The organism is Streptomyces sp. TE5632, assembly GCF_054061295.1.
Genome location: NZ_JBSSEA010000002.1, coordinates 610,423 through 637,098, shown reverse-complemented (window position 1 = coordinate 637,098; position 26,676 = coordinate 610,423). Strand labels below are relative to the sequence as shown.

The window sequence follows — 26,676 nt, the reverse complement described above, 5'->3', positions numbered from 1 at the left end:
AGGGAGGCCTGCCTTGCTTCTCCGTCTGCGTGGCTCCACCCGCGTAGGCAGCGTCACGACGTCATGCGTTCGAATGCAGGACCCGAGCCGTCGGCGTTGCGCAGGACGCGGATGAGCGCGAGGGCGGGGTTCATCCGCCCAAAGTGGACCACGGGGCGAAGTAGCCGGGGAAGCCCTCGTCGTGTGCCCCGACAAGGTGCGCACGATCGAGGAACGTGTTGTTCATCTCGCAGCTGGTCTCGGGCAGCAGGACACATGCGTGACAGGCTGCAAGATTGAGCCCGTTGACACCATTCGCGTCGGCCTCCATGCACAGTGGGTCGGACGAACACCAGGAAGCACGTTCCAGGGCGGACAAGAGGCTCTTGGACAGCTGTGCGATCTCCCCTCGCGCGACGATGCCGCCCAGGCTGCCTGCCGAGTCGCTCGTCGCGGTGTAGAGGAGGACACCGCACATCTCGTCGTTGACGTACAGCCGTTCCCGTAGGGACGCCGCGGGATAGCCGCAGTCGAGGCTCCATTCATTGATCAGCACGTGAGCGAGCGTGTGAAGAAGGACGAAGCGTGACGTCAGCGGCGAGTGGGGCTTCTCCCACCCCTGCTCCCGGAGCATGGCCTCGTGAGCGGCCCGTATGCGCCGGATCCGGTCGGATTCGGTGGGGTGCGCCGCCGACTCCCATTGCCGGAGTCGCGTCTGGTCCAGAGTGAGGAAGACGCCCTCGCCGACGACATCGATCGCCGGGAGCCAGCCGAGGTCCGGATTCTTGCTCAGACTGCCAACACGAGCCCGGTCGGCCTTCGAGCCCTGCGAAGGACGGATGCGGGTGAAGCCGATCAGGGCCCGAACCTCGCGGAGGCGTTTGACCTGCATCACATGGTCAACGCCTGGAATGTCGGACAGGTCACGGTCTTTGGGGGGCTCACAGACGAAGTGCTTGTTCTCGGGCGTGTCCTCGGTGACCTTGCAGAGCTGTTCGTACTCCTCCTGCCGGAGCAACTCGCCGGCGGCGAACCGGATCTCGTCCTCGCCGTCGGGCGTGGGCTCGGGCCGGTTTGCGTTCTCAAGCGTTCGGACTGTGCGCAGCACCTGTGAAAGGGAGTATCCACCGGGCCTCAGCCAGCCTTCGTCCTCTGCGAACTCCGCGATGCGCTCGTCGCTCTTGCCGACGAGGTGTTTGCGATCTGCCTCGACGAGCTCCATCAGCTCCGTGTGCCACGGGGGGATCGACAGAGCCGAGCGCAGTTCGGCGAACCAGGCTGCCGAGGATCCTCGCTGGAGGGTTTGCGGAGGCCGATTGCAATCGCGCTCCGCTGCGTCGCGCCCCAGCCATGGGCGGGTACCGTGGCAGCGAAGGCCCCGGCGGACAAGGGCCTTCTCACCGAAGGCACCGTCCATCGATGCCTTCTTCCCACAGCTGCAGATGATCACGATGCTGCGGAGACTGGACGTGCGGCCGTTGGTCTCCAGAGTCAGTTCAGCGGTGGTCCGCGAGCACGAGGTGGGGGCACCGCTCTTGCGCTCCGGGTCGGCGTGGACCCAAGCCCAGTAGGGAAATTCGTCGAGGTGTCCGTCCTCGCAGGCCATCATGAAGCGCGAGGGCACCAGCAGGGTCGAGCACCGGGCACAACGATTGCTGTCCGGCCCTGCGCTGAGGTGCCGGAATGCCTTGAGGGCCTTGCATTCAGGGCACGAGTACGTGGCGGGAAAACGACGCACGCGGACGCCGCGCCCCGTGGGGATGCGGGCTGCGGGCGGGCGGCGGAACCCGCTGACCTGCAGCATCGGTTCCAGGCGCTGATCCCGGAGATCCGGCTCGCCCGTGACGTCCCAGGTGTCCAGCCCGCTGACGATGTACGACTGGTCGGCGACAGCGAGCAGGCCGCCCACGCCGTACGTGGTGATCTGCTGGGCACGCCGGACGGAGCCGACGGACGGGCGTTTGCGGGCGTCGTCGGTCCCGGTGGTGCCGGAGTTGGTTCTGCGAGGCATGTCAGCTCTCCAGGTACAGGTGGGACTCGACGTCGACATCGCGCAGGCTCCACAAGGTGGGGCGGGCCTCGGTGAGGTCGTGGTCTACGTGGGTGCGGAGCAGGGCCAGGTCCGGCCTGCGGTGAGGGTCGGCCTTGAACTCGAAATCGGCCTCGTACTTCAGCTCCTTGTTGGTCTCCACGAGTTGATGCCAGTGGTCGACGAAAGCACGGATCTCCGCGTCTGCGTGCTCGGCCTCGGTAGGTGAGACCTGTCGGATGCGCTTCACCAACTTCTCGCGGACCGAGACCAGTTGCTGACCGAAGCTGTTCACATCCTTGGCGTCGGCGTTCGCGCGGATCTCGGGGTGGAGGAGGCGGGCAAGTCCGAGGAATGCGGCATGGAGAGCCTTGTCACGGGCGCGCGCCGCGAAGGGGGTAACGCTGGTCGATTCGACCTGCCGGTAGAGAGCCGAGTGGTAGCCGACGAAGTTCTCGTAATGGGAGAGGTCCCTGGATCGAGCCGCGTTGAACAGGGTCACGACGAGACCGGGGTGGGCGCGGCCGACACGGCTGGTGGCCTGGATGTACTCGGCAGTTGTCTGTGGCTGCCCGGTCATGGCCATCAGGCCGAGGCGGTCGAAGTCGACACCGACGGAGATGATGTTGGTTGCCAGCGGCACGTCCAGAGCAGACCCGGTCCCAAGGGGCTGTCCGAGGGCGCCGAGAAGCCCTGGAAGGTCACTGGACGGGACACGGCTGGTGATCTCGGTCGGGACGACCTGCCGAGGTTCCACATCGTCACGCGCCGCCAGCGCCCTGAGGCGTTCGTTGACGTCCGCGTTCACCTGCAGTTCGGCAGCACCGAGCAGTCGCAGGCTGTTGAAGTACCCCAGCAGCGTCCAGTAGGTGTCCCGTACCGCATGGTCCGGACATCGAAGGTGCTCTGCGTTGTGCAGGAGGCACGCATAGGCGCGGATGAGGAGGGTCGCCTGAGAGAGCCCGGGCGCGAGAAGACCCACGTAGAGCCGTGACGGCTTTCGCTCCCTGGGGGCCTCGACAGCGAACCACGAGTCGCGGGCGTCCAGGCCGGACGGTGGGAACTGCGCCACGTCCCTCCCGAACAGCGCTCGTCCCTGCTCCTGGGCGCGCCGGATCGTCGCCGTGGAGGCGATGATCTTCGGGCGGGCGCACGCGATGTCCACAGCCGCTTCGTAGAGGCCGGCGAGGGTTCCGAGTGGTCCGGAGATCAGGTGAAGTTCGTCCTGAATCACCAGCTCCGGTGGTGGGGTGCTTTGCCAGAGCCGGCCCTTGTCCCGGTTGAAGAGCGCCGCGACGTCCTCACGCCAGGCAACACGGGCGAACTTGTCAGCGGTGGCGATGACGAGCGTGGGTCGGACTCGGTAGAGCTCCGTGTCGACGACGTGCACAGGGAGGCCGGGGGAGAAGTCGCACGCGCGGTTGTCGCAGCGGATGATCATGTGGTTCCCGGGCACGTCGACCTCATGGTTCCGGACCAACAAGGAGGTGTCGCACCAGGGGCAGGCCTTGAGCTGGACGGGGTTCTCCTCCTGGAGCTTTTCACCGCGCTTGAGCTTCTTCAGCGCCTTCTCGGCATCCTTGAGATTGTTGGGTGTGGCAGCCCTCCCCACCCACATGCCGATGGAGATCTGTTCCTGCCCCAGGCGTTTCGGTTGCTCGGCCCGTACGCTCTCCATCGCACAGATCAACAGGGCTGCACGCTCGAACTGTTGAAGGGTGAGCAATCGCAAGGTGTACCGCATGAGCACACTCACTCCGCCCCCCGACGCGCCGTGGCGCAGACGTCGGTGGAAGACTGCGAAGGCGATCAGCCCGAGGTAAGCCTCCGTCTTGCCGCCACCCGTCGGGAACCAGAGGAGGTCGGCGACGGATCGGTCGGAGTGCGCCGGATCCACCATGCCGTTGAGACACAGCAGGATGAACCCGAGCTGGAACGGCCGCCACGAGCCCTCGGGCGAGGGTTCGCCCACACGCTCCCGCTTGATCCACTGGCCTCTGCCGCGCTGGAGCGCCATGACGCGGTTGGCGAGACGGAATGCCTCCAATGCATCGGGATCGCGTTCCAAGAGGTCCACACCGGCGCTCATGCGCCGCTGGGCGACACGGCAGCGCTCCAGCTGCTCCTCGGCAAGGTGCAGGTAGGAGGGATCGCCGTAGATTCCGTCGCGCAGCAGCTCCGCGTCCGCGACACGGTCGTCGATCCAGTTCCCGTACAGCGAGACGAACTTGCTTAGGGAGTCGATCAGTTCCTGCTTCGGTGCAGCGGCGAGGTACTGCATGCTCAGGAGGGCGCCGGGTACGGAGGAGTTCGAGTCGGCGAGGAAGACCTCGTTCACGGGGACGTGTTCCGTCCACACGGAGCTGACTCCCGCGGGCGTCTCATGTCGCGCAGGCCCTCCGACCGCCGAGGGGGTCCAGGACCAGTCCACCGCACAGCCGTGGCCGACGGCGAATGTGGGGGCGTGACGGTGGAGGAGCAGGGTGAGCCGGCTCTCGTCGTCGAGTTCGCGGACCGTCGGGCGTTCCACGAGCGCCGCGCTTCGGTCGGGAACCGTGATCCGCAGTCCCACTTGGAAGAAACACTTCGGATCCTTGATCTCCTGCTGCTCCACGGGGTGGGTGTTCACGAGGGTGGCGGTCACGGAGATCGTGTTTCGGGGCCCGCGAGGAGGACGAACGCGCAGGCGCAGGTTCAGGCCGTTGTCGAGTTCCACCTCTTCTGCGCGTGGGCCCTGAACGTCAACGGGTGTAGGGGGGAGCTGGAGGGGACGGCGGCGCCAGCGCACCTGGGGTATTTCGGTGCTGCCCTGTTCGGCACGTTCGGGTACCACAGGCTCACCCGAGGGCCCCACCGGCTCGTACACGGCCGCGGACACGTGCACGAGTATGTGGCGGCTGCGCGCCGGGTCGACGGCAAAGGTGAGACCGGTCGCCGAGGGACGCTTGACCTTGGTAAGCACGATGTCCGCATCGGGGAACTCGTTCACCGCCACAGTGGAGTCGGCATCGTCGAGGTCCTGCTCCGCGGTTTCCGGATCGGACCATTCCGATTCTGTCGGGCCCACGACGCGTGGAAACAGTACCCCGGTGGAGTAGGTGGTGACCGGCCAGTCGTCGAGGATCTCGAGGTCCTGGTCGTGTTCTCCGTGCGGGCCGAGCAGGTCCGACTTCAATCGCTCGACCAACTGTTCGCGGAAGCCGTAGTGCTGCTCGTGGTCGTCCGTCATGCGTCCTCGATCCTGCCGTCGTAGTGGAACCGGCCGATACCGATCGGCCGCGGTGCAAGCCAGAGTCCGCGCGCGCCGAGACCGGCGCGCACGGCTGCGGCGTCCTCGCCGGCGACGGTCTCGATGAGATCGATCCGGGTTCCGGTGATGCTGTGAGGCCAGTGCGCCGGCTGGTGTGACTTCCCTTGTTGCATGAAGCGGTAGAGGTCGCGACGGAAGGCTTCGGAGGCGACGCCGACGACTTGTTCGTCGTGGAGCAGGGCGTAACCGGGAGCCGTTCGGCTCTCGTGTGTCTCGGCCACCTCGTCCAGTCGTGTCCAGACCACCTCGTCACCCGGGAAGACTTTGCAGGCCAGGTACTTCTGCACCTGCCCGGGGTCGCGAATGACGTGTTCGAGCCCTGCCGGGTGGTCACGATGGACGTCCCCGGCCAGGACGGAAAGACCCAACCGATGGCTCCGCTTGTAGCCGTACCGCCCCCATCGATCCGTGCCCTTGACCCTCCGTACCAGTCGGACTCCACGGGAACGGGTGAGGTATGCGTCGGGCGGCTGCAGGCGGTACAACTCGTGACGGGCCCGGGTCATCGCCACGTAGAGGGCCCGAGCTGTGTCGCAGCGATCGGCAGCCACCTGCTCGCGACCGTCGTCCGGTGGGCCCGGGTCGACGACGAGCACCCGGTCGAACTCGAGACCCTTGACGCGGTGGAACGTCGAGACCAGCAGGCCGTCGTCCTCCTGCGCCACGAGGCTGTCCGGCAGGTTCCCACGGGCGACGGCTTCGTGGAGGCGCCCCACCTCGATGACACGTCCGCTCCGGTCGCCCGCGGCCCGCAGAAGCAACCGCCACGCGTTCCGGCTTCGGTCAGGGCCGGGCGTGTGCTGCAGAGCCTCCCATGCTTCGAGGAACCGGTCCTCCGAGACCGAGACGGCGTCCGACAGTTGGGACACGATCCCTGCGACCCATGAGGGAACGGCATGTTCACCGGTGCCTCTGCGGACCCGGTGGCCGATGCCCAGATCGGCCAACCAGCGCGAGATCAGCAGTGCATCGCCGTTGGTGGGGCACAGGACGGCGGTCGTCACGCTGGAGTCGCAGAGGTGGGCCCGCACGTAAGGGACCTCCAGGTCGCCGAACTCCAGCCTGGTGGCCAACTCCGCGCGCAGATGCTCGTGCACTGTGTCGGCTTCCGAGGAGGTGACGCAGGAGCGAACCGCGGCCTCGTAGGGGAGCGCGCAGCCCGCTTCGTCGGAAGCGACCCGGAAGTTCTCGGCGAGGGTGAACTCGATGAGTTCACCCTCGAACCGCGTGCGGAGCCAGGAGAAGAACCTGCCTGTTTCGTGGGCCCGCTCTTCCGGATCCTTGACCTGAAAGCCGTAGATGGCCTGGGCCGGGTCGCCGACAATGGTGAAGCCGCACTCGTAGGCTTCCAGAAAGGTCGTCACGAGTCGCCGACGATCGCCGACAAGGTCCTGGACCTCGTCAACGATGACGTGTCGAATCTCGTCGAGCGACTCGGGAGCCGTCGTCTCGTCCTCGATGAGCCGAACGGCCGCACGGATCCGTTCGTCGAAGGAAGAGGCGTGCCAGGCCTCGTCGTTCGCGGTCTCCCTGAGCAACGCAAGGGCCCAGGCGTCGAATGTCGAGACACGCACGTGTTGCGACCTGCCACCGAGTGACCGCAGTCGCTCGCGCAACTCGGCCGAGGCGGCGCGCGAAAAGGTCAGGACCAGAAGGTCTCCGCTGGCCAGTCCTTCCGAGGAGAGGTGCTCGATCCTCCTGACCAATGTGAATGTCTTACCGGTTCCGGCGCCCGCGGTAACCAGCACCTTGCGTCCGGCAGGCTCCTCGATGATGCGGCGCTGGCCATCCGTCGGCTCATCTGCCGCCGCTGCGGATGCCGTCACGGGGTCCTCCGGTGCCACAGATGCTCCATACGTGTGTAGGCGAGCCCGCGACCGAAGTTCTCGATGTTGTCGGCCACGTTGAGGATCAGGCAGGACTCCTTGCCACCGTTGAGTTTGCCGCGCAAGCCCCGGCCGATCATCTGGATGTAGGTGTTCGGGCTGAACGTGGGGCGAGCCACCACGACGGCGCGGACAGCAGGAGCGTCGAATCCCTGAGTCAGTACCTTGTAGTTGGTCAGGACCCTGATCCTGTTCTCCTTGAACGCGGCAATGCGGCGTCGCCTGGTGCTCGGCGGTGTCCTTCCGTCGATCGAGGCCGCTGTGATGCCACGGTCCTGCAACAGTGCGGCAAGGACCTGAGCATGCTCCACAGAGGTGGCGAAGACCAGGACAGGCCAGTCGGGGGGCAATTCCTCGATCCTGTCCACGATGCGCCGGGTGCGTGGGACGTCCTGGGCGAGGCGCCTGACGGCGTCCGCAGGCAGGGCCATTGCATGGGTGCTCTGCATCTCGGCCACCTGCTTAGGGTCCAGCGCGTAGGAGCCGCCAAGCAACTCCTCGTGCTCGACCTCGGCCAGGACCCTCATGGACTGCAGGTGCTTGTAGGCGTCGTCGTCCTGGAACACGCCGAAGTCGAGGCGCTTGTGCCCGAAACGGGAGGCCAGAGTCCGCGTCTCGTCGTCGCTGTCGCCGCGGAAGGCTGTTGCTGTCAGACCGACCAGATGACGCGAGGTGCGGTACTGGTCGATACCGAGAGCGTCGAGGATGCGCGTGTAGGTCTTCGGTACGGCGAAGTGGGCCTCATCGACGATGACGAGGGCGCAGTCACGCAGCCAGGCGTAGTCCTCCTTCGGGAGCCTCAGCACCGCGGTGTCGTCGAGGGCGACGACCACCTGCGGCCCGTCGGAGACGGGAACGGCATCCGGCATTCCACCCCACAATCGGGTGATCCGTAGCGGTTTCCCCGACCCCTGCGTCTGCCAGACGTAGGCCCAGGTCTCGATGGCCTGCTCCGCCAGTTCCTGGCTCTGGGCGATCCAGAGGATCGGGCGGTCGAGGAGGCCGTCGCGTATCGCCCGGACCCCTGCCTCGACAGCGATCCGCGTCTTGCCCGATCCCGTGGGGATCTGCAGCATCGCCCGCTTCTCCTCGTCCTGGGCGAGATGGTCGTACATGCGCTGCACCAGTGTTTTCTGGTAGTCATGCAGCTCCAGAGGCTTGCGTGGGCCAGGGACGGTTTCGTAAGGAGAGGGGGAGCCGGAAGTCTGCGGGTCGCCGGCCCAGGACTCCGGAAAACCGAACGCACGGACGAAGCTCCGCGCAGCCGACCCACCCGTCCAGGTCTGCGGCACCTCGAAGCCCGCTTCGGTGAGCGCTGATGCGAGCACACGTAGGATGTCCTCTCCGTGAGCGGCGAGCAGTAGTTGCGCCGCGCGCATGCCGTCGATGCCGGTTCCGCGCAACTCCGCGTCGGCGAGCGCCAGCCCTGGAGGAAGCTCGGAGATCAGTCGACTCTCGCCGAGGGCGAGCAAGAGCTTGGTGGCCGGGTCGGTCTCCTGGCGGACCTTCAGCAACCTTCTGTCGTTCTGGTCCTGTTCCTGCTGGCGGAGGAGCGCTTCGCGCCCATCGACGCCGAGGCGCAACCCCAGGAGCCGATCCACCGCTTCCAGGCTCGACTTCTCGTCGTGCTCCCCACAGAGTAGAACGGTGAGCCCCTGGACAGCTTCGGTCAGTGCCTGCTCCCGTCGACCCTCCGGGCCACGGATGATCCTGACCAGGTCGGAGCAGTACGCCAGCTTCCAGGCCGACCCCCGAGGCAGAACCTGACGCAACCGTGGGAAGACGTCGGTCAGGGACACCGGCTCCGCCAGCGGGACGGAGTGGATCTCCTCGACCAGAAGGTCGGAGGAGATCCGGAAACGGAATCGGTCGACCAGGAAATGTGCGTCGGTGTCGGTGGGTACGAGGAGCGCGGGCACACGCTCACGGAGCAGGACGTCGTACTGGGCCTCGTCGAATGTGACGGCGATGCTCTCGCTCCGCTGCACCTCCCAGACGTCACCCACCCGGCAACGGAAAACATGCTCCTCGTGCTTCAGAGTGCCTGAGGGGGCTGATCGGGCCAGAAATGCGTAGGCCCTTCCGACGAACTCGGTATCCGTCCCCGAGTCCGCTCGTTGGACCAGTTCGGCCCACAAAGCAGCCGGTACGTCCTGGAAGTTGGAAGGCAACTCGAGTGCACGCGCATACGTGACGGAAAGATCGGCAACGGGGAGCAGGGTGCTGTCCACGTCCAGCTCGGGGCTCACCGCGGCAGTCGGCCGCCTCACTCCAAGCGAGGTACCGAGCATGCCCTGCTGACGGAGCAGCCAGACCAGGGGCGACACGACACGGAGGTCCCCACCCTGTCCGGAAGTCCGGATGCATTGCCAGTCGGGCACGATCCCGAGATCAGGGAGCTCCCGCGCGAACGCGGCCCGACCTTCCGGGGAGAGCTCCCGCAGAAGGTGCAGGGGTCCGGGAGGATCTTGGCCGATGAGACTCACGGAGGACGACCGTGGGCGGGAGCTGTTGGGCCCGAGAGTCGCGCAGAACTCGTTGTACATGACATTGCTGTAGTCGCTGAACCAGGAGTCCGGGCGAGGATTCACCCGGGTCACCGGTCGATCAACGGCACCAAGGGCCTTGAGTACCTCCGCGTCGCCTGCATGGAAAACCGGGTCCACGAGAATCGAGGCATCGCGTTGTCCGTCCACGGGCACAACGGGGCCCCCCAGGATGCAGTCGCGAATGACCCGGTACTGGCCAGTGGCGGTGTGCACCTTGAGAACTTTCTCGGGCTCGGGGTAACGCTCCTTTACGATGCTGACCAACTCGTCACGATCGACCGTGCGTGCGAGAGACCAGAAGTCGTCCCAGTCGTTGTTCTTGTACCTGGCGAAGCCCGACGACACGGCGGCCCGCAGCCGTCCGGCGGCATTGGCCTCCTCGACACCCAGGACCTTCAACGCGTGAAGCATCTTGACGTCGCTTGCGATCGATTCGTGCAGGTACACCGTCGTCTCGTACGGGAGACGAACGCCGTCGTGTCGGCGGAAAACCGTGCCTTCGGAGGACGAACGGAAGTCACCCCGCTCGGTCAGTAGGAGCCGTGCAGCCCGCGCCTCGGCCACTTGGAGCTGGTTGCCGGTCTCCACGACGGAGGCTGCAAGGGCCAGTGCGTACTTCGCCCCTTCGACACTGCGATCGGAGACGAGCGCTTCCAGCCAGTCGCGCAGCGAGGACGGAGCGACGCCGGTCTGGTCGAGGATGTCCCTTGCCCGGGACCGCCTTTCACGACTCTCCACACTGTGGTGGCACCAGTTCTTGGGACGGCCTGGGTGGGTTGCCCACTGTTCCAGCCAGGTCGGCGCAAGGTTCTCCGGATGTAGGCGCAGTTCCTTGGGGAGGCGGAGGGTTCCGTCCTGGTCCGGCAATGAGGGCCTGCGGGCAGCCGCCTGCAACACCTTCTGACTCAGCATCTCGTCGCCCCATTGAGAGGCTTCCCGGCCGCGGGCCGTGAGCAGGGTGAGGTAGGACGCCGGATCCTTCTCCTCGTACAGCTGAGGGATCGAGTCGACCACGAGCTCCGCCGCCCTGGTCACCAACTCCTCGTTGAAGTCGCTCTTGGTCAGGTTCTGGCGGTCTTCCGGGGTCTTCCAAGGCGCATTGAGGATGCCGGTCAGGGTCGTGTCGTAGTTGGTCGGGAAATAGGCCCAGAAGTTTCCTCGTTTCTGGCGCAACGGGACGCCCTTGTCGGGAACCGCCCAGGAGATGGTGACGACAGGCCGATCATGCAGCTCTCCCGCTGTCTGCGCCGCAGTTGGGCTCGGCTCGTGGTCGACGCTGAAGACGATCCAGCGCTCACTGCTGTGGCGGGCACCATCGTGCTGCTCCACGACTCGGCGTTGGATGCCTTCCCTCTCCTGCGTGATTTCCCGGCGCAGCCCGTGGCCGGCACGAGTGTCCTCCAGAACGAGGCGGTCCATGTGGGGGGAGAAGAGCATGAAGTGCGCCGGGAAGTTGATGATGTCCCGCCCCAGCCGGTCGTCGGCACCGTCGTGCAGTGGGAGCACCACCGTCGTCGACGCCCACGTCATGAGTTCGTCGAGATGCTTGTCGAGCCGACGGTCCGCGTCCAGGTCCAGCGGTTGCGCCATCCGCAGCACCGGGGTGGGGTCCAGCGCCGAGAGGTCGGGGACCGTGTCCCGGATGACCTGGGCCGACCACTTCTTGTCAAAGCCGAAGGAGCCGGTCGTGCTGTAGAAGCGAGGAGTGTCCGACACGCTCAGTACCGACTTGACGCCCACCCCGAAGCGTCCAATTTTCCCGGTTCGTTTCCGGGACACGGCCATGCGCAGGATCGTGTCGGCGCCGGCAGGGGTTATGGGCGTGCCGGTGTTGGCGCAGTAGAGGTGTCTGGCCGTGAGAATTACGTGGATCGTGCCCGCGACTCCGGGGCTCCGTTCCATGTTCTCGTCCGCGCCGTTCTGGACGAGCTCGTAGATCTGTCGCTCACCGTAACCCCCTTGGGTGATGCGTCGCTCATTGTTCGCGTGCTCCAGGACGTGGCCCGGGTCGGCTCTGTAGACATTCAGGACCCGCTGTGACAGGTCCTCGACCACCTTGACGACGCTGTTCGCTTCCGGCGCAGAAAAGGACACGAAAGAACATCCCCCAGATTGCTTCGAAAAAAAGCAGTCTTCAGCACGGGCAATGAAATCTTCAGCCGAAGACCTGATCGAAAAAATTATTTTCAGTCGTTGATGTGGCGACTTGAAGGCATGGCGTGGCTCAACATGCTTGACGACTCCCCCGGTCTATGGGATCGGCGGCGAATGCACCGGGCCCAGGGTTGCATCCTAACGAAGCCCATCAATTCGGTGCAAGAACTTTCGGCAACGTATTGCATGTATCTGGGAATGAGCTAGCAACGGCTTGAGCCGCCGCGAAGTTGCGAAGTTTCTGGTGACTATTCCCAATAGTCGCGTTTGGGTCTGCTTGCACCCCTTCTGTCCAGGTGGAAGGTATGTGTGTCACGTGGAGATCGTGGTAAATGGTGGAATTCGTCCCGCTTTCTACTTGAATGTTCGCTGCTATATCGCAGATCTCTCGCTGGTTGGTAGTCGACTTGTGTCGACGGATTTTCGGCTACATGCTGGTGCGGTCAATCAGGGCGGGTAGTCCTTTGGTTGTCGTGGGGCGGGATGGGGGGTGATCTTGAGAAGGCTCCATTGCATGTCGTACTTCGGAGATCCGCTGCTCTTACTCGTGGTGCGACAGTCTTTTGTGCTTTCCCGGCTCCCTTAGATACCGGATTTCGGCCCCGCCGAACATGCCGTGCTGTGTGCCAGGTTTCGTATTCTTTTTACGGATGTCACGGTGGACGCTTTATTTGTCGATTCTTAACTGCATTAACTCAACCCGTATGAAGGATGGATGTCATGATCCACGGCAACGGTGCCGTAACGGCCCTGGCTTTTGCCCTGTTTGTCTTGGTGGCGGTACTGGTCGCGGTCGCAGCTGGCTATCTGGCTCGCCGGGGCAGCGCCTCCTACCCCGCTGCACTGAGTCGGTCGGCGAAGGCGTTCGCGGCCACACTTACGTTGATGGCCGTCGTGACTGGGGCTCTGGTTGCGCTGAGAGGTTACACAGGCTGAGGCGCGCATCGTCCGGAGTTCTTGATCGAGCGGGACTCGCGGCGTCCGCGTCCGCTGGCCCGAGGCGGTGTGATGGACGGCGATGTCCTGCCGCGGCTGGCCGTGAGCTGACTGTGGGTGGGGCCAGCGGGGCCGAGACGACACCGGTGCGGGCTCGTAGCCGCTGGTCGGGCTGCTCCGAGGCAGGGAGCTCCCAGGGATTTTCCAGGGACATTCCGCTGAGTGAGCAGGAAAGGGACCGACAGCTTCGAAAGGAGCAAAAGCCCAAGTCAGGGGCGGTTTCCTGTCAGTCGAACCCCCTCGACGGGCCTCGTCCCCTTGTCGTCCGCCACGAGGGCGCGCGGACGAGGGCCTGACGATCACCTCGGAGGCGCTGGCCGCGGTACCCGCACGGCCGCTGTTCGAGAGTGAAATCACCCTGGAACAGCGCCACTTGGTGGCGACTCCGCACTCGTCAGTACATGTAGAACCCCGAGCCCGTCTTCGTCTGATCCCGCGGCGTCACGGCCTCGGCCTGTTCGTGGACGAGAGCTGACCATCCCTGTCGGGCCAGCAGGACTTCCGTCCCAATGGTCTGCAGGAACGGCAGCGGTCGGGGGGCGTGCGGCCTCGTAACGCGTTCCGGCCCCACGGGGTGTACGCGGGGCCGGAACCAAATGACGGAGGCCGTGTGAGCTGCTCAGTAGCGGCGGGCCCCCCGGAAGACCGACAGCGGTGACCAGCCCTTCTTCAGTGAGGTTAGCTATCCTTGGGGTTGTCTTAACGGAGTTTCGTGGACACCAACCGCGACAACCCCGACCGCCGGGTCCGGCTGAGCTTCCTCGGCGGCCGTTAGGCCGATGGTCCGGCAGGCCGGTGACCGACGGAGCGGGCCCTACGCGGAATCGGCACCGCCCGATTCGACGAACCGGGCCGGATGCGCCGACGCCCAGCGGGCGCCCGCTTCGTTGTCGGCGGCGGGCACGACGTCGGGGACGCCCTCGTGGACCCCCAGGACGGCGGTGCCACCGTCGTCGGTGTCGGTGAGCGTGGTGGACGTGGTCATCGTCCCGCGCAGCGCGGGGTCCTCGGTCCCGAACTCGAGCATCTCCACCACCCGCTCACCCGGCACGAGCCTCGCGAAGTGGCCGTGGTAGGTGTCGGTGCGCTCGGCGGACTCGCCCGGCGCGTCCGGTGCGTCGTACGTGAGTGAGACCCGGAACCGACCGCCCTCGCGCGCATCGAACTCGTGCACCTCGCCCCGCATACCCGGCGGCACCCGCCACCGCGCGATCGCCTCCGCGCTCACCAGTGCCCGGTGGACCACCGGGCGGGGCGCGTTCACCAGACGGGAGACCTGCGTCGTGTACACGGTCCCATCGTGCCGTCGAGGTGCCCGGACGTCATCACATCCGACGGCACCGTCCCCGGTCGCTCACTGCTCGCCGCGGACGACGGTGACGGGGCAGTCGGCGTGGTGGAGCAGGGCCTGGCTCACCGAGCCCAGCAGCATCCCGGTGAAGCCGCCGTGCCCCCGGGCCCCGGTCACCAGCAACTGGGCCTCCCTGCTGGCGTCCAGCAGCGCGTGGCGCACCCGGGACCGCTCCACGAGCAGTTCCACGGACACCTCCGGACGAACGGCCCGCCACGGCGCCAGGGCCTCCTCCAGCCGGTGCCGGTGCTTCTCGCGGAGTTGGTCCAGGTCCACCACCACGTTCAGCGGGGCGCCAGGACCCTCGTAGGGTGTCGGCTCGTTCAAGGTGTTCCACACGTGCAGGGCGACCAGCCGGGCCCCGCGCAGTGCCGCTTCGGCGAAGGCGAATCCGGCCGCCGCCGCACCGGCCGCCGAGCCGTCCGCGGCGAGGAGTACGGGCCCCCGTGGATCGGGGCGTCCCCGGACCGCCATGACCGGGCAGTGCCCGTGGGCGGCCAACTGCACGACCGTCGAGCCCAGCAGCAGGCCCCCGAACCCGCTGCGGCCCCGTCCGCCGAGCACCGCCAGGACCGCGTGGCGCGACTCGCTCCGCAGCACCGTCAGGGCGCCCCCGGAGACCACGGTCCTGGCCACCTCCAGACCCGGCGCCAGGTCGGCGGCCCGCTGCTCCGCCTGCGCCAGGACGCCGTGGATCATCGGGGCCAGGTCGGACGGACGACTGAAGGCGTGCACGATGCGCAGCTGTGCGCCGCGCAGCCGGGCTTCCCGGGCCGCGACGTCCACCGCGGCGAGACTGGACGGCGATCCGTCCACTCCCACGATCACCGTGTCATCCACTGCTCACTCCCGTCCGGGCCGGCCCCCCGGCGCGGGTGCGTCCCGGCCACGCCCACGAGTACCCGAGTACCCGCGGGCCTGGCACCGTACCGGCCCGGAGCCCGGCGGCCCGGAAGCCCCGGAAGCCCCGGAAGGGAGAGCGTGCTACGCGTCGCCTTCCGTCTTCTTCTCTCCCTTCTCTGCCTTCTCTGCCTTCTTTGCCTTCTCCCCGCTGTCGCCGCGGACGACGGCCACCGGGCAGTGGGCGTGGTGCAGCATCGCCTGGCTGACCGAGCCGAGCAGCAGCCCGGTGAATCCGCCCCGCCCCCGGGCCCCGACCACCAGCAGCCGAGCCGTACGGCTCGCTTCGATGAGTGCTTCGCGGGTGCCGCCGTGCACGAGTTCGTGCCGGACCTTCACACCGGGGTACCGCTCCTGGTGCCCGGCCAGTGCCTCGGACAGCAGGCGCCCCTCGCCGGCCCTCAGATCACCGGGCTCGCTCGCGTAGGGAGCCTTCTCGTCCTGCGGAGCCGGGGCCGGCGCGTTCCAGGTGGTCCAGGAGTGCAGCGCGACCAGTTCGGCGCCGCGCAGGGACGCCTCGGCGAAGGCGAAGTCGATCGCCTTCGCGCCCGCCGGGGAACCGTCGACTCCGACCACGACCGGTCCGTCCGACGCCCCCGGCTCACGCACGACCAGGACCGGGCACCGCCCGTGAGCCGCCAGGTGCACCGCGGTCGACCCCACCAGAAGCCCGACGAAACCCCCCATCCCGCGGGAGCCGACGACCACGAGTTCCGCGGAGGCGGACTGCGCCTCCAGCACGGTCAGCGGCTCTCCCGTCACCACGGTGTGCGAGACGTCCACGTCCGGTGCCACCGACCTGGCGTGCTCCACCGCCTCGGTCACCAGCCGATCGACCGCGCTCTGCAGACCGCCCCCGGGCGGGCCCAGCGGCGAAGGGCCCAACGGCACATGCATGGCAGGCCAGAGGAACGCATGCACCACCCGCAGCTCGGCCTTGCGCCGCTGGGCCTCCTCGGCCGCAGCACCCACCGCGGCCAGGCTCGAGGCCGATCCATCGACTCCCACAATGACCAGACGACTCATGAGGCCTCCCCAATCGGTATGTCACCACCATGATCCCATTGTGGAACCCCGTAGCAATGGGCCCAACGGGCCACACCTCCGGAGCGACCAGGACCCCCCGGTGGTCCGCCCTCGTGAGGGTCGAGTCCGCCGCGACCGTTTGTCCATCCGTGACACCACCCACCCTCCCGACGACATGGCGGGATGACACCATGTCCCCCACGGGGGCTGACCATCGGTGGGATGGAGGGGCCCCACCCAGAACGACGGATGATCAGAAGAAACCGGGAAGGGGACGGGCTGTGCCTGCTCCACGGATGAGCACCACGCCACTGCCGGGCATCGGCGTGAAGTACGACCTCACCACGCGTGAGCGCCAGCACCTTTCCGTGATCGCGCACCGGGACGGCGTCCGCACGGTCAACATCTACCGATCCGACGACCCGGACGCCTGCGCCCAGTCGCTGCGGCTGAACGTCGCCGAGTCGGCCGCCCTGATCGACGCGCTGATGCCCGCCCACCACAGCCCGAACCTGCTGCACACGACCGACCTGGGCCTGGTCGCGGAGCGCATCGAGCTGTCCGCCGCCTCCCACTGGAACGGCAGGGTGCTGGGCGAGACCAGGATGCGCACCGACACCGGAGCCTCGATCGTGGCCGTGCTGCGGCGGGCGGAGGCGATCCCGTCCCCGACACCGGACTTCCGGCTTGCGGGCGGTGACACACTCATCGTCATCGGCACCCGCGAGGGCATCGAGACCGCCGCCCAGATCCTCGGGCGGGAGTGAGCGCGCGCACTCACTCTTCCACGAGCTTCCGTCACCACGCCGACGAAGGTGGCCACCGGCTGGTGGGCCGTTCGACGGGCAGGGCATCTCCAGGCCGTGCCGCCGGTACGCGGCAAGCGCGGCCGGCCCGGCTCAGCGGGTCCGCAGCCCCGTGCGGTCGTTGCGGAGCGGGCCGGAAGCCAGGCCCGCCAGTCCGACGCCGACGAGCATGACGGCGCAGGCAACGAGTACGACTGTGGCACCTTCGAGATCGACGAATGTGCCGAGCACATTGTTCATGAGCAACAAGGCCAGGCTCTGGACGAGCACGAGAACCGCCTGGACGCGGGACAGGTGGCTTTCCGGTGCTGCTGCCAGGACCAGCGGCGCGATGTGCGCGGAGAAGGCCCCGTTGCCGACACCGATGATCAAACCGGCGGTCACCGCCCCCGCCGTGCCCGGTGCCGACGCCAGGGCGAGTACCCCCGCACCGGCCAGCACGAGCGCGCTCGCCGACAGCAGACCGGGCCGTCCCAGCGGACCGCGCTTCACCACCACCAGGGTGATCGCCACCATGCCCACGCCCTGCGCTCCGATCACGAGCCCCGCGGCTCCCGCGCCCCATTCCCGCTCACGGGCGAGCAGGGGAACCAGGAGCGACAGCACGGGCAACAGGAAGCCGGCCGCGAAACCGGTGAGGCAAAGACCCGGACGCAGCACCGGATGGGCGAAGGCCACGCGCACGCCGTCCATGGCCTCCTTGAGCAGACCGGCCGTTCTGGGGGACCGCACTGCCTCATACCGCGGGCGGATGATCGCCAGGACGATCAGCGTGAAAGCGAAGGTGAAGGCGTTGAACACGGCCGCGCCCGCAAGCCCGGCAAGACCGACCAGGACGCCGCCCAGAGGTCCGCCTCCCGTGTTGATCACCTGGCCACCGACCTGTCGCAGCGACAACGCCCGCGGTAACTGTGCCTCGGCCACCAGCCGGCGAGGCATGGACCCCGAAGCGGGCAGGTAGAAGGCATCGACGACACCGACCGCAATGCCTGTCGCGATGAGCAACCAGGGCGGAGCTCCCAGGTGGTGGGCGAGGGCTGCCAGACCGAGCGAAAAGACCAGCATCGCCGCATCGCCGGCGAGCAGCACGCGACGCGCGCTGACCCGGTCACCCACCGCACCCCCGACGAGAAGGAGCAGAACGCGGGGAAGCGTGACCGCGCTCAGCACCAAGCCCGCGACGCCCCCGCCGTACGCGCCGGCAGCCCAGCCGAGAGCGAAGTAGAAGACCGCGTTGCCCACGAGCGAGACCAGGATCCCGACGAGCCACCACAGGTAGGACCGAGGCAGCCGTTCCCGGACCTGCGAGTGCCGCTCGTCGCCTTGCGCGGACGGGACGCCACAAGCTGCCGCGGGAGACTCCGCAGCCTCACCGCCGACCGACATCAGGACCTCCGATCCATGCCGTACCGACCTCGGGACGGACCATCCCAGCCACGCCTCACCCACCCATGCCGAGCCATCAGTTCATTCCGTCGGGGGTTCTCGGCGCCGTAGCGCCCAAGCGCTACGGCGCGAGCCCGGCCCCGCGGCTCAGGCCTGGCTGTCCAGCCGGACCGGCATCAGCAGCGAGAAGGTGTCCTCGTCGTCGGGCCGGCGGATCGCGAGCGGTGCCGTGGAGGCGCCGAACTCCAGGACCAGCCGGTCACGGGCCCCCGCGTCGAGGGCGTGCAGCAGGAACTCGCGGTTGACGGCGACGCGATCCTGGCCGTCGTCACCGTCCTCGCAGAGGACCACCGTGCCGTCGTCCGCCACCCCGAGCACGCTGACGTCGTAGGGCACCCCGTCCTGCTCACGCACCTCGCCGGTACGGACGGGCCCTGCCTCCACCGCCTCCCGGAAAGCCGCCACGTCGACGAGGGCCCGACGCCCGGCCGGCAGACGGGCCAGGCGCCGGTAGTCCGGGAACTCGTGGTCGAGGCACCGACCGGCCACCTGACGGCCGCTCTCGGTCTCCAGCGTCACCCGGTCACCGTCCACGGCGAGCCGGACGGGTTCGGTGCCGCCGGCCAGCGCCCGCATCGCGTCGACGAGCGGCAGGGGCACGGTCACCTGCACGCGGGGCCCGCTGTGCCCGGTGACCGCGGCCTGTGCGACGGCCAGCCGGTACCGGTCGGTCGCCACGAGGCGCAGGGCGTCACCCTCGACGTCGAACAGGACCCCGCCGAGCATCGGCAGCTCGGGGTCCGTACCGGCGGCGAAACGGACCGCGTCCAACGCGGCGGCCAGCTCGGGCGAGGCAAGGGCCGGCCGGGCCGAGGAGGTACGGAGCGAAGTCATGGGTTTCTCCCTGTCGTCGAGTAGGGCTCGGAGCGTGGAGAACTCACCGCGGGCATCGGACAACCCCTGTTCCAGCCGGCGCAGGTGCGCCTCCAGGAGCTGCCGTACGAGATCGGTGTCCGCGCCGGCCCACCCGGCCAGCACCAGCCGGATGTCGGCCAGCGGCATCCCGGCCCGGCGCAACCGCGCCAGCAGCCTGGCCTCGTCCGACTGCCCGGGGGCGTACCAGCGGTAGCCGCTGACCGGGTCCACCCAGTCGGGGACCAGCACCCCCGCACGGTCGTAGAACCGCAGGGCGCTCACGCTCAGGCCGCTGTCCCGGGCCATCTCACCAATGCTGCGCATCTCGCTCTCCACACCCGGGACCCTGCCGCCTCGACAAGGTCGAGGGTCAACCCGGACAGGAATCCCGCTCGCTCCAGGCTGATGCCGCCCGGCCGAGTCAGAGGGCGAGCCCGCCCGCCGCGAGCCGGTCGGTCACATCACCCACCAGCCCCCTGCCCAGCCGGTCGGCCTCGGCGAGTCGTGCCTCGAAGCTGCTCAGCTGTCCAAAGACCTCGGCGTGCGCCTTCTGCGCCTCCAACGGAAGCTGGAGTACGTGAAGGCGCCGGATGTCGACGCGTGACGAACTGGAGGCGTGGGTGCCCGCCTGGCGCCCGTTGGAGGGGGCCCGCAGGCATCCGGCGAGGAAGCGGGCGTCCAGCTTCGCCGGGTCCACTTGCAAGGCGTACAGCTGGGGTCCGAGAGCTATCGGGGAGCCTTCGTGCACCCACGCCTTGAAGGCGCGCACGACGCCGGCGACGACGACGTCACCCTCCTCGGCGACGGCATGCGCCGACTTGGTGGCGACGAGGCCGCTGGGGGTGCCGTCCGTCAGCAGATCGGGAACGGTCAGGAGAGGCACGGAACCCGCGCGGGGCGTCGTCGTGCCGTCCGGCGGTTGCTGTCCGGCGCGCAGCGAAAGGGCACCGGCCTTGACCAGGTCGCCCACGGTGACCGTGGTCTGCGGCCTGTCGGCGTCGAAGCCCAGTTCCGTCAGATGTCGCGCCTGACCGGTCAGGTCGGCCAATGCGGTGCTCAACTCCTCCCATGCCGACTTCAGTTCGAGACCAGAGGGCTCTGTGCCGACCGACGTGTGGCGCCCGGGAGTGACGTCCACCTCGTCGTCCAGGAGGTCGATGAGCGGAACACGGACGGCGCCGTCGGGCAGTTCGGCGCCCGGGCGGTCCAGTGTGTCCACGGCGGACAGCACGAAGTCGTGCAGGGCATCCCAGTGGGGACCCGATTCCCGCGTACCGGATCTCGCGAAGCGTGTGGCATCGACGAGAAGCGCGTCCTGGCTGGGCGGCGGAGCTGCCTGGCTGTCCGGAGCCGCTCTGAGGATCCACAACTGCAGTGAAACGCTGTGCGGTTGCGCGCTTCCGGGCGGAAGTGCCACCACCGCTCGCAGTGCGCCGGTACGCAGCAGCGAACCGCGGATGCGGCGGCCGGCCTTGCGTGAAGCGACCGCGGGGGGCAGGACGACGACAGCCGCTCCGCCGGGCTTCAAGTGGGAGAGCAGGTGCTGCACCCACGCCAGTTCCGGCTCGGTCCGCGGCGGCAGTCCGTGAGTCCAGCGTTGGTCCGTGGCGAGTTCTTCGTAGCCCCAATCACGTTCGTTGAACGGCGGGTTGCAGAGTGCGATGTCTGCTTGGACCCCCCTGAACGGATCGTCGCGCAGAGCGTCGGCCGTGGCGATCTCCGTACGAACGGCATGGTCGGCATGGTCGTCCGCGAGGAACACCAGCCGGGCCGAGGCCAGCGCGGCGAGTGCCGGGTCCCGCTCGCAGGCCAGCACCACCAGCCCCTGACCGGCACACGCCTGTACAGCCGAAGCCGCCAGATGCCCCGTGCCGCAGGCCGGGTCGAGGACGGTGAGTTCGTCGTCGCGCTCGCCGATCCGGACAGCGAGTGCCGTCCGTGTCATCAACGAGGCGAGCGGCGGGGGAGTGGTGCTGAGTTGCCGCACATGAGTCTCCAGCCACCGCTGGAGCAGGAACTCAAAGGTCTCACGCGGACCCTGGGCGCGTCCGAGTTTCGCCGCCTCCCCTGCCAACTCTCTTGCCTCTGAAGTGAGTTCGATGTGTGGACTGCGTGTTCTGGGGGAGCTCATGCGGCGGGCCGCCTCGGCGATGGCGAGTCCCGACTGCTCCCTGCTGCCCAGAGCTTCGAACCGGGGCCAGAGGGATTCCCGGCCGCCGATGGTGTCGATTTTCCCGTTGTCCATCAGCCATTGCTCGACTTCCCCCAGCGAGAACTGAGGGCTGACGTCGGTGCCGCCGATCCGCGTGGGGAAGGAGTCGTGACGCCGCCGCCAGTTGCTCACCGCGGCCCGCCCCACGCCGGCGATCCGGGCGATCTCGGCCAGGCTGACGGGTACGGGTTCGGTTGTACTCATCGGCAGTCTCCGAGGTGCTGGGGTGTTTACGTGCGGACCGGCGGTGGAGGGGTCTTTGGGGGCCGTACTTGGCAGGCTACTACGATCATTGACTTTGTTCACAGTGCAAATGCTCGGGATCGCTGTGCGGAAAGTGTGGAGGGTGGCGGAAATGCAAAGATTCACGCCGGGAGCGGTGCTCCTTGAGCGTTACCAGCTCACATCGGTCCTCGGTCGTGGCCAGATGGGTCAGGTGTGGCAGGGGCGTGACCTGCGTCTGGAGCGGCCCGTGGCCGTGAAGACCGTCGCGGCGGACCTGCTTGCCGTCCCCCGGAGCCGGGACGGGGCACTGCGGCGCTTCCGGCGGGAGGCGAAGGCCGCCGCGCGCCTCGCCCACCCGAATACGACGACCGTCTTCGACGCGTCGATCACGGACGGCACCTGTTGCCTGGTCATGGAACTGATCGAGGGCACCACCCTCGAATTTCTCTTCGACCAGCAGGACGACGGCCGGTTCGACGTGCCCACGGCCGCCGCCGTCGCGGCTCAGCTGTGCGCCGGCCTGTCGGCCGCCCACGCGGCCGGCCTCGTCCACCGCGACCTCAAGACCCAGAACATCATGGTCCGCAGGGACGGTGTCGTGAAGATCCTGGACTTCGGACTGGTCAAGGTCCTCAGCGACGCCGACCCGCGCCTGACCATGACCGGCGAGAGCGTCGGCAACATCGTGTGCGCCTCGCCCGAACTGCTCTCCGGGCAGGACCGGCTCGACGGACGCAGCGACCTCTACGCGGTGGGCTGCCTGTTGCACCACATGCTCACCGGCGAGACGCTCTTCGCCACGGACCAGCCGGCGCTGCTGGCCACGCACCACCTCAGTTCGCCGCCGCCCGCGATCGCGGATTCGGGCGTCGACGTCCCGCGCGGTCTGCGGGACCTGGTCATCGCCCTGCTCGCCAAGCGTCCGGACGACCGCCCCTCCTCCGCCAGCGAGGTGTACGCGGCCCTTGCCCCCTATCTGCCGACGCCCAGCCCCGAACTGGCCACCCGGCCAGGCATGCCGGAGGACCCCCGCCGTCCCTTCCTCGTCCCGCAAGGGCCGAGCCCCGTGTGAGCGATGAGAGGATGGCCGCGCAGGCCGGGTGCTCGACCTCGCCCCGGCCGTAGGGCAGTGAAGGGGCGCCGCGAGCGCCGGGACTGGGGACGAGCGCGATGCGGCGAAGCCTGGGACGGTACGAGCTCACCCGAGAGCTGGGCCGGGGCGGCATGGGGGTCGTCTGGGCGGCGTACGACCGGGAGGACTGCGGCGAGCACTGCCGCGAGGTCGCCGTGAAGCTCCTCGCCCCCCGCGCGGGCGGCGCGGAGTTCACCTCCCTGGAGCGCCGCTTCCTGCGCGAGGCGAGCCTCACCAGCCGCCTGCGCCACCCGGGCATTCCCGCCGTCCACGACCACGGCAGCCACGAGGGCGAGCTCTACCTCGTCATGGACCTCGTCCCCGGCCGGGCCCTCGACGCCGTCCTCAAGAGCGACGGCCCGCTGCCCGTCGAGCATGCCGCGGACGTCACCCGGCGCACGGCCGAGGTGCTCGTTCACGCGCACGCCCAGTCCGTCGTGCACCGCGACCTCAAACCGTCGAACCTGATGCTCACCCCCGACGGTGAGCTCAAGGTCCTCGACTTCGGTGTCGCCGCCGCCCTCGATCCGCAGCCTGGCGAGACCCGTTTCACCGCGGCGAACGCCACTCCCGGCACGGTGGTGTACATGGCCCCGGAGCAGGCCGTGGGGAAGACGGTGCCCGCCAGTGACCTGTACTCGCTGGGCTGCGTCCTCTACGAACTGCTGACCGGAGCCCCGCCCTTCGCCACCGGAAGCCATTTCATGCTCTACCACCAGCACGCGCACGACCCCGTGCCGCCACTCGGCGAGCGCCGCCCCGGCGTCCCGGCTGGACTGCGGGAACTGGTGGAGGCGCTCCTGGAGAAGAAGCCGGAGAACCGGCCCGCCTCGGCGACGGAAGTGGCCGCACGGGCAGCCGTCTGGGCGTCCGACCCGGTACGCCCCTCGACACCGACGATTCCGCATCCCCGGCTGGCTGAGATCGACGGCCTTCGCCGGTCGGGCCAACCCGCCCGCGCTCTGCGGGAGTACGGCGACCTCATGGCCGGGGCGGGCCTGGGGCGGGCCGACGTCCTCGCCGCCCGCGCCGGACACGCCCTGTGCGTGGGGGGCCTCGGCCGCACCCGTGAGGCACTGGACGAGCTGAAGTCGGTCCTCGCCGAGCAGCGCAGTCTCCTCGGGGCGGACGACCCCGGTGTGCTGGACACGCGGTACGAGATCGCCGTGCTGCTGGCCCGCACGGGCGAGCGCCACGCGGCCAGGGAACTGCTGAAGCGCCTGGCGGACGACGAGGACCGGGTTCTGTCCGAGGCTGATCCCCGGAACGGACGGGCCCGCGCCCTGCTGGACCGGCTCCGTCGTATCGCATAATCCGCCGCGAATCCGATGGTTTTGTAATCTCTGTTCACGGCTAATGTTGCATGTTGCGCTGCGACCGCACCGCCCGGAGGGGAGACAGGACACTGTCTACGGACGGCCGCAGGAGAGACCCGGGGGGAACAGCGCCCATGACGCCAGCAGCTCAGCGCGAGACCGAGCGGACGGGGGCCGAGCAGCTCCCCGAGGAGGGCAACCTCGTCGAGGTGCGCGGCCAGTCCTGGGTGGTCGCCCGCGTCGAGCCGTCCCCGGCCGCGCAGAACGGCCTCGAGAACCGCCGCCCCGCCACCCTGGTCCACCTCCAGTCCGTCGCCGACGGCCGCTTCGGCGACACCCTCTCCGTCATCTGGGAGGTCGAGCCCGGCCGCCGCGTCCTGCCCGCCGGTTCCCTCCCCGACGCCTCCACCGGCTCCTACGACTCCCCGAACCGCCTCGCCGCCTTCCTCGACGCCGCCCGCTGGTCCGCCGTCGCCTCCGCCGACGCCAAGACCCTCCAGGCCCCGTTCCGCTCCGGCGTCGCCGTCGAGCCCTACCAGCTGGAGCCGGTCTCCCGCGCCGTCGGCGCCCCCCGCGTCAACCTTCTCCTCGCCGACGACGTCGGCCTCGGCAAGACCATCGAGGCCGGACTCGTCGTCCAGGAACTGCTGCTGCGCGGCCGGGCCCGCCGCACCATGGTCGTCTGCCCGGCCGGCCTCACCCTCAAGTGGCGCGACGAGATGGCCGAGAAGTTCGGCCTGGAGTTCACCATCGTCGACTCCGAGCACTGCGCCCGCCTGCGCCGCACCCACGGCACAGCGGCGAATCCCTTCCGCTCCTCTTTCCTTTTGTCAATGGTAAGGACGTTAATAATCGACCCGATCACGTTTCGGATCGGTGGGTTATTGATTTTCGTGATTGGCCGCAAGGTCGAGCCAAAGAATATCCGCTGGCGTACGCTAAAGTGCTTCGTGATGTAAAGCCCGAGCGAGACAAGAATAATCGTAAAGTATATCGTGAATATTGGTGGCAGTATGCTGAGAAGCGTCCCGCGATGGTCGGGGCTATCTCTGGCTTGCGGCATTGTATTGTGATGACTATTCACGCGCCCACGGTCATGCCGGTCCTGGTGTCGGCAGGACAGGTTTACTCGCATGCGCTTGCTTTGTTTGCATCTGAGGACCATGCACTTCTAGCTCTTCTGAGTAGTGCTCCACATTACTGGTGGGCTTTGGGTCGTGGTTCAACCATCAAGGGTGATCTCCGCTATACAACTACCGACGTGTTCGAGACTTTGGTCCGCCCCTGCCTGACGGAACGACTCCGCGACGTAGGCGGGCGACTCCACGCACACCGGCAGCGTTTGATGCTTTCCCGGGGGATGGGGCTCACTGACACCTACAACCTGGTTCACGAATCAGAGTGCCAGGATCCAGAAATCGTTGAGCTTCGGCGTATCCATGAGGAAATTGATAGAGCCACCGTCGAGGCGTATGGCTGGCACGATCTCTTGGACGACTCCGGGCAGACCCCGCCCGCTGACCCGACCCACGAGACGTTTCTACTCGACCACGGCTTCCACGAGACCGACCAGGGCTCCCGTTACACCATCGGCTTGCTTGCCCGAACCGAGATCATCGACCGGCTGCGTCAGTTGAACCACCAGGCGTACGCCGACGAGGTTCACCTCGGTCTGCACAAGGGAGTGACGGAGAAGAAGGCGCGGGAGAAGTCCCCCGACCTGCCGCCACCCTCTCCGGAGGCCGTCCGGAAGCGCAAGGAGCAGCTGACTGCGCGAAGTGGGTCGGATTTCGGTGAGGGCGCCGAGGGCGCCCTTTTCTGAGCCGACGAAATGACAGGGAAACAAGACAGGACGGCGGACGGAGTCACGGCATGGGCTGCAAGAACGAAGCTGAGATCATGCAGGCGCTTGGGATCGAGTCCTGGAGGAACCTCTCCAAAGACAAGATGATCAGGTTCGCGGCCATGATGCCTGACATGGACACTGAGGTGGCTCTTAAGATCGTTGAGCAGTTCCCCGTGTTCAAGGATTTCGCCAAGGATGCTGTGGACGCGATGGAGGAAGCGCATGAGTCCACGCTCTCAGCCAATAAGCAAAGCCAGGAGCATGTCCATCGGGCCTTCCAGGAGATCAGGGAAACCCTCAAGGGTGAACTCAGCAAGGACGACCTGAGTTGGGAACAGAAGAAGTTCCTCATCGAGCAAATCCAGGAAACTGGAAGGCTGGAGTTCCAGAAGGATAGCGAGAACAAGAAGTTCTTGGATGGGGTGCTTAAGAAGGTGGTGGTTGGCGCTGGTGCTGCACTCGCCCTAGGCGTAGTTTTTGTCGGCGGCAAGGTAATGGCCGAAAGCAAGGACAGCCCCGAAGGCTCCCTGGAGGCTTGACCTCGATTCTTCAGCGGGGTTGCTGACCGTCTGACACGGTGATTTTGCCCCTTTTGTTCTGTCGGTGGGTGGGTGGGGCCGTCGCGTGTCGCTGCGCCGGATTCCACTATTCCGCTGAA

17 protein-coding genes are annotated in these 26,676 nt (G+C 67.5%); 7 read left to right on the top strand and 10 right to left on the bottom strand.

Features of this window, described 5'->3' with window-relative positions; all coding sequences use genetic code 11:
- Nucleotides 1-130: 130 nt before the first annotated feature.
- The 4 genes from drmB to ACVW19_RS04915 are packed head-to-tail and all read right to left on the bottom strand — an operon-like array spanning nucleotide 131 to nucleotide 11,847.
- A complete protein-coding gene (drmB, locus tag ACVW19_RS04930) occupies nucleotides 131-1,990 on the bottom strand; it encodes a DrmB family protein (protein WP_457456910.1) in 1,860 nt (619 codons plus the stop codon).
- 1 nt (nucleotide 1,991) lies between these two features.
- Complete coding sequence (locus tag ACVW19_RS04925; protein ID WP_457456908.1) at nucleotides 1,992-5,237, bottom strand: helicase-related protein; 3,246 nt, start codon at nucleotides 5,235-5,237, stop codon at nucleotides 1,992-1,994.
- Complete coding sequence (locus tag ACVW19_RS04920; protein ID WP_457456907.1) at nucleotides 5,234-7,144, bottom strand: UvrD-helicase domain-containing protein; 1,911 nt, start codon at nucleotides 7,142-7,144, stop codon at nucleotides 5,234-5,236. Before ACVW19_RS04920 ends, ACVW19_RS04925 begins: the two co-directional genes overlap by 4 nt.
- A complete protein-coding gene (locus ACVW19_RS04915; protein ID WP_457456905.1) occupies nucleotides 7,141-11,847 on the bottom strand; it encodes a helicase-related protein in 4,707 nt (1,568 codons plus the stop codon). Before ACVW19_RS04915 ends, ACVW19_RS04920 begins: the two co-directional genes overlap by 4 nt.
- A gap of 780 nt (nucleotides 11,848-12,627) precedes the next feature.
- Between ACVW19_RS04915 and ACVW19_RS04910 the strand changes: the two genes are divergently transcribed.
- Nucleotides 12,628-12,843, top strand: coding sequence for a hypothetical protein (locus tag ACVW19_RS04910; RefSeq protein WP_457456903.1), 216 nt, complete (start codon nucleotides 12,628-12,630; stop codon nucleotides 12,841-12,843).
- 874 nt (nucleotides 12,844-13,717) lie between these two features.
- Here ACVW19_RS04910 and ACVW19_RS04905 read toward each other — a convergent pair.
- From ACVW19_RS04905 to ACVW19_RS04895, 3 genes are all read right to left on the bottom strand, one after another.
- Nucleotides 13,718-14,194, bottom strand: coding sequence for an SRPBCC domain-containing protein (locus ACVW19_RS04905; protein WP_457456901.1), 477 nt, complete (start codon nucleotides 14,192-14,194; stop codon nucleotides 13,718-13,720).
- A gap of 63 nt (nucleotides 14,195-14,257) precedes the next feature.
- Nucleotides 14,258-15,094 carry a universal stress protein gene (locus ACVW19_RS04900; RefSeq protein ID WP_457456899.1) on the bottom strand — a complete coding sequence of 279 codons (837 nt, stop codon included), beginning with the start codon at nucleotides 15,092-15,094 and terminating at the stop codon, nucleotides 14,258-14,260.
- Between the two features lie 144 nt (nucleotides 15,095-15,238).
- The gene (locus ACVW19_RS04895; protein ID WP_457456898.1) at nucleotides 15,239-16,180 is read right to left on the bottom strand and encodes a universal stress protein; all 942 of its coding nucleotides are present in this window, start codon (nucleotides 16,178-16,180) and stop codon (nucleotides 15,239-15,241) included.
- Between the two features lie 296 nt (nucleotides 16,181-16,476).
- Between ACVW19_RS04895 and ACVW19_RS04890 the strand changes: the two genes are divergently transcribed.
- Nucleotides 16,477-16,947 carry a cation:proton antiporter regulatory subunit gene (locus ACVW19_RS04890; protein WP_457456896.1) on the top strand — a complete coding sequence of 157 codons (471 nt, stop codon included), beginning with the start codon at nucleotides 16,477-16,479 and terminating at the stop codon, nucleotides 16,945-16,947.
- Between the two features lie 132 nt (nucleotides 16,948-17,079).
- On the opposite strand, the gene ACVW19_RS04885 is transcribed toward ACVW19_RS04890, so the two are convergent.
- The 3 genes from ACVW19_RS04885 to ACVW19_RS04875 all read right to left on the bottom strand — a co-directional run bounded on the left by ACVW19_RS04885 (nucleotide 17,080) and on the right by ACVW19_RS04875 (nucleotide 21,703).
- The gene (locus tag ACVW19_RS04885) at nucleotides 17,080-18,372 is read right to left on the bottom strand and encodes an MFS transporter (RefSeq protein ID WP_457456894.1); all 1,293 of its coding nucleotides are present in this window, start codon (nucleotides 18,370-18,372) and stop codon (nucleotides 17,080-17,082) included.
- A gap of 147 nt (nucleotides 18,373-18,519) precedes the next feature.
- Nucleotides 18,520-19,611 carry a DNA polymerase III subunit beta family protein gene (locus tag ACVW19_RS04880; RefSeq protein WP_457456892.1) on the bottom strand — a complete coding sequence of 364 codons (1,092 nt, stop codon included), beginning with the start codon at nucleotides 19,609-19,611 and terminating at the stop codon, nucleotides 18,520-18,522.
- Nucleotides 19,612-19,708: 97 nt separating this feature from the next.
- The gene (locus ACVW19_RS04875; RefSeq protein WP_457456890.1) at nucleotides 19,709-21,703 is read right to left on the bottom strand and encodes an N-6 DNA methylase; all 1,995 of its coding nucleotides are present in this window, start codon (nucleotides 21,701-21,703) and stop codon (nucleotides 19,709-19,711) included.
- A 151-nt stretch (nucleotides 21,704-21,854) separates the two neighbouring features.
- On the opposite strand from ACVW19_RS04875, the gene ACVW19_RS04870 reads away from it, so the two are divergent.
- From ACVW19_RS04870 to ACVW19_RS04850, 5 genes are all read left to right on the top strand, one after another.
- Entirely contained in the window at nucleotides 21,855-22,796 is a 942-nt protein-coding gene (locus tag ACVW19_RS04870; RefSeq protein WP_457456888.1) for a serine/threonine-protein kinase, read from the top strand.
- 98 nt (nucleotides 22,797-22,894) lie between these two features.
- Nucleotides 22,895-24,169: a protein kinase domain-containing protein gene (locus tag ACVW19_RS04865; protein ID WP_457456887.1), complete on the top strand. Its 1,275-nt coding sequence runs from the start codon at nucleotides 22,895-22,897 to the stop codon at nucleotides 24,167-24,169.
- A 137-nt stretch (nucleotides 24,170-24,306) separates the two neighbouring features.
- Nucleotides 24,307-25,131, top strand: coding sequence for an SNF2-related protein (locus ACVW19_RS04860; protein WP_457456885.1), 825 nt, complete (start codon nucleotides 24,307-24,309; stop codon nucleotides 25,129-25,131).
- Between the two features lie 302 nt (nucleotides 25,132-25,433).
- A complete protein-coding gene (locus tag ACVW19_RS04855; protein WP_457456884.1) occupies nucleotides 25,434-25,994 on the top strand; it encodes a hypothetical protein in 561 nt (186 codons plus the stop codon).
- Between the two features lie 50 nt (nucleotides 25,995-26,044).
- Nucleotides 26,045-26,557, top strand: a complete 513-nt coding sequence (locus tag ACVW19_RS04850) for a hypothetical protein (protein ID WP_457456882.1) — start codon at nucleotides 26,045-26,047, stop codon at nucleotides 26,555-26,557.
- Nucleotides 26,558-26,676 lie beyond the last annotated feature (119 nt).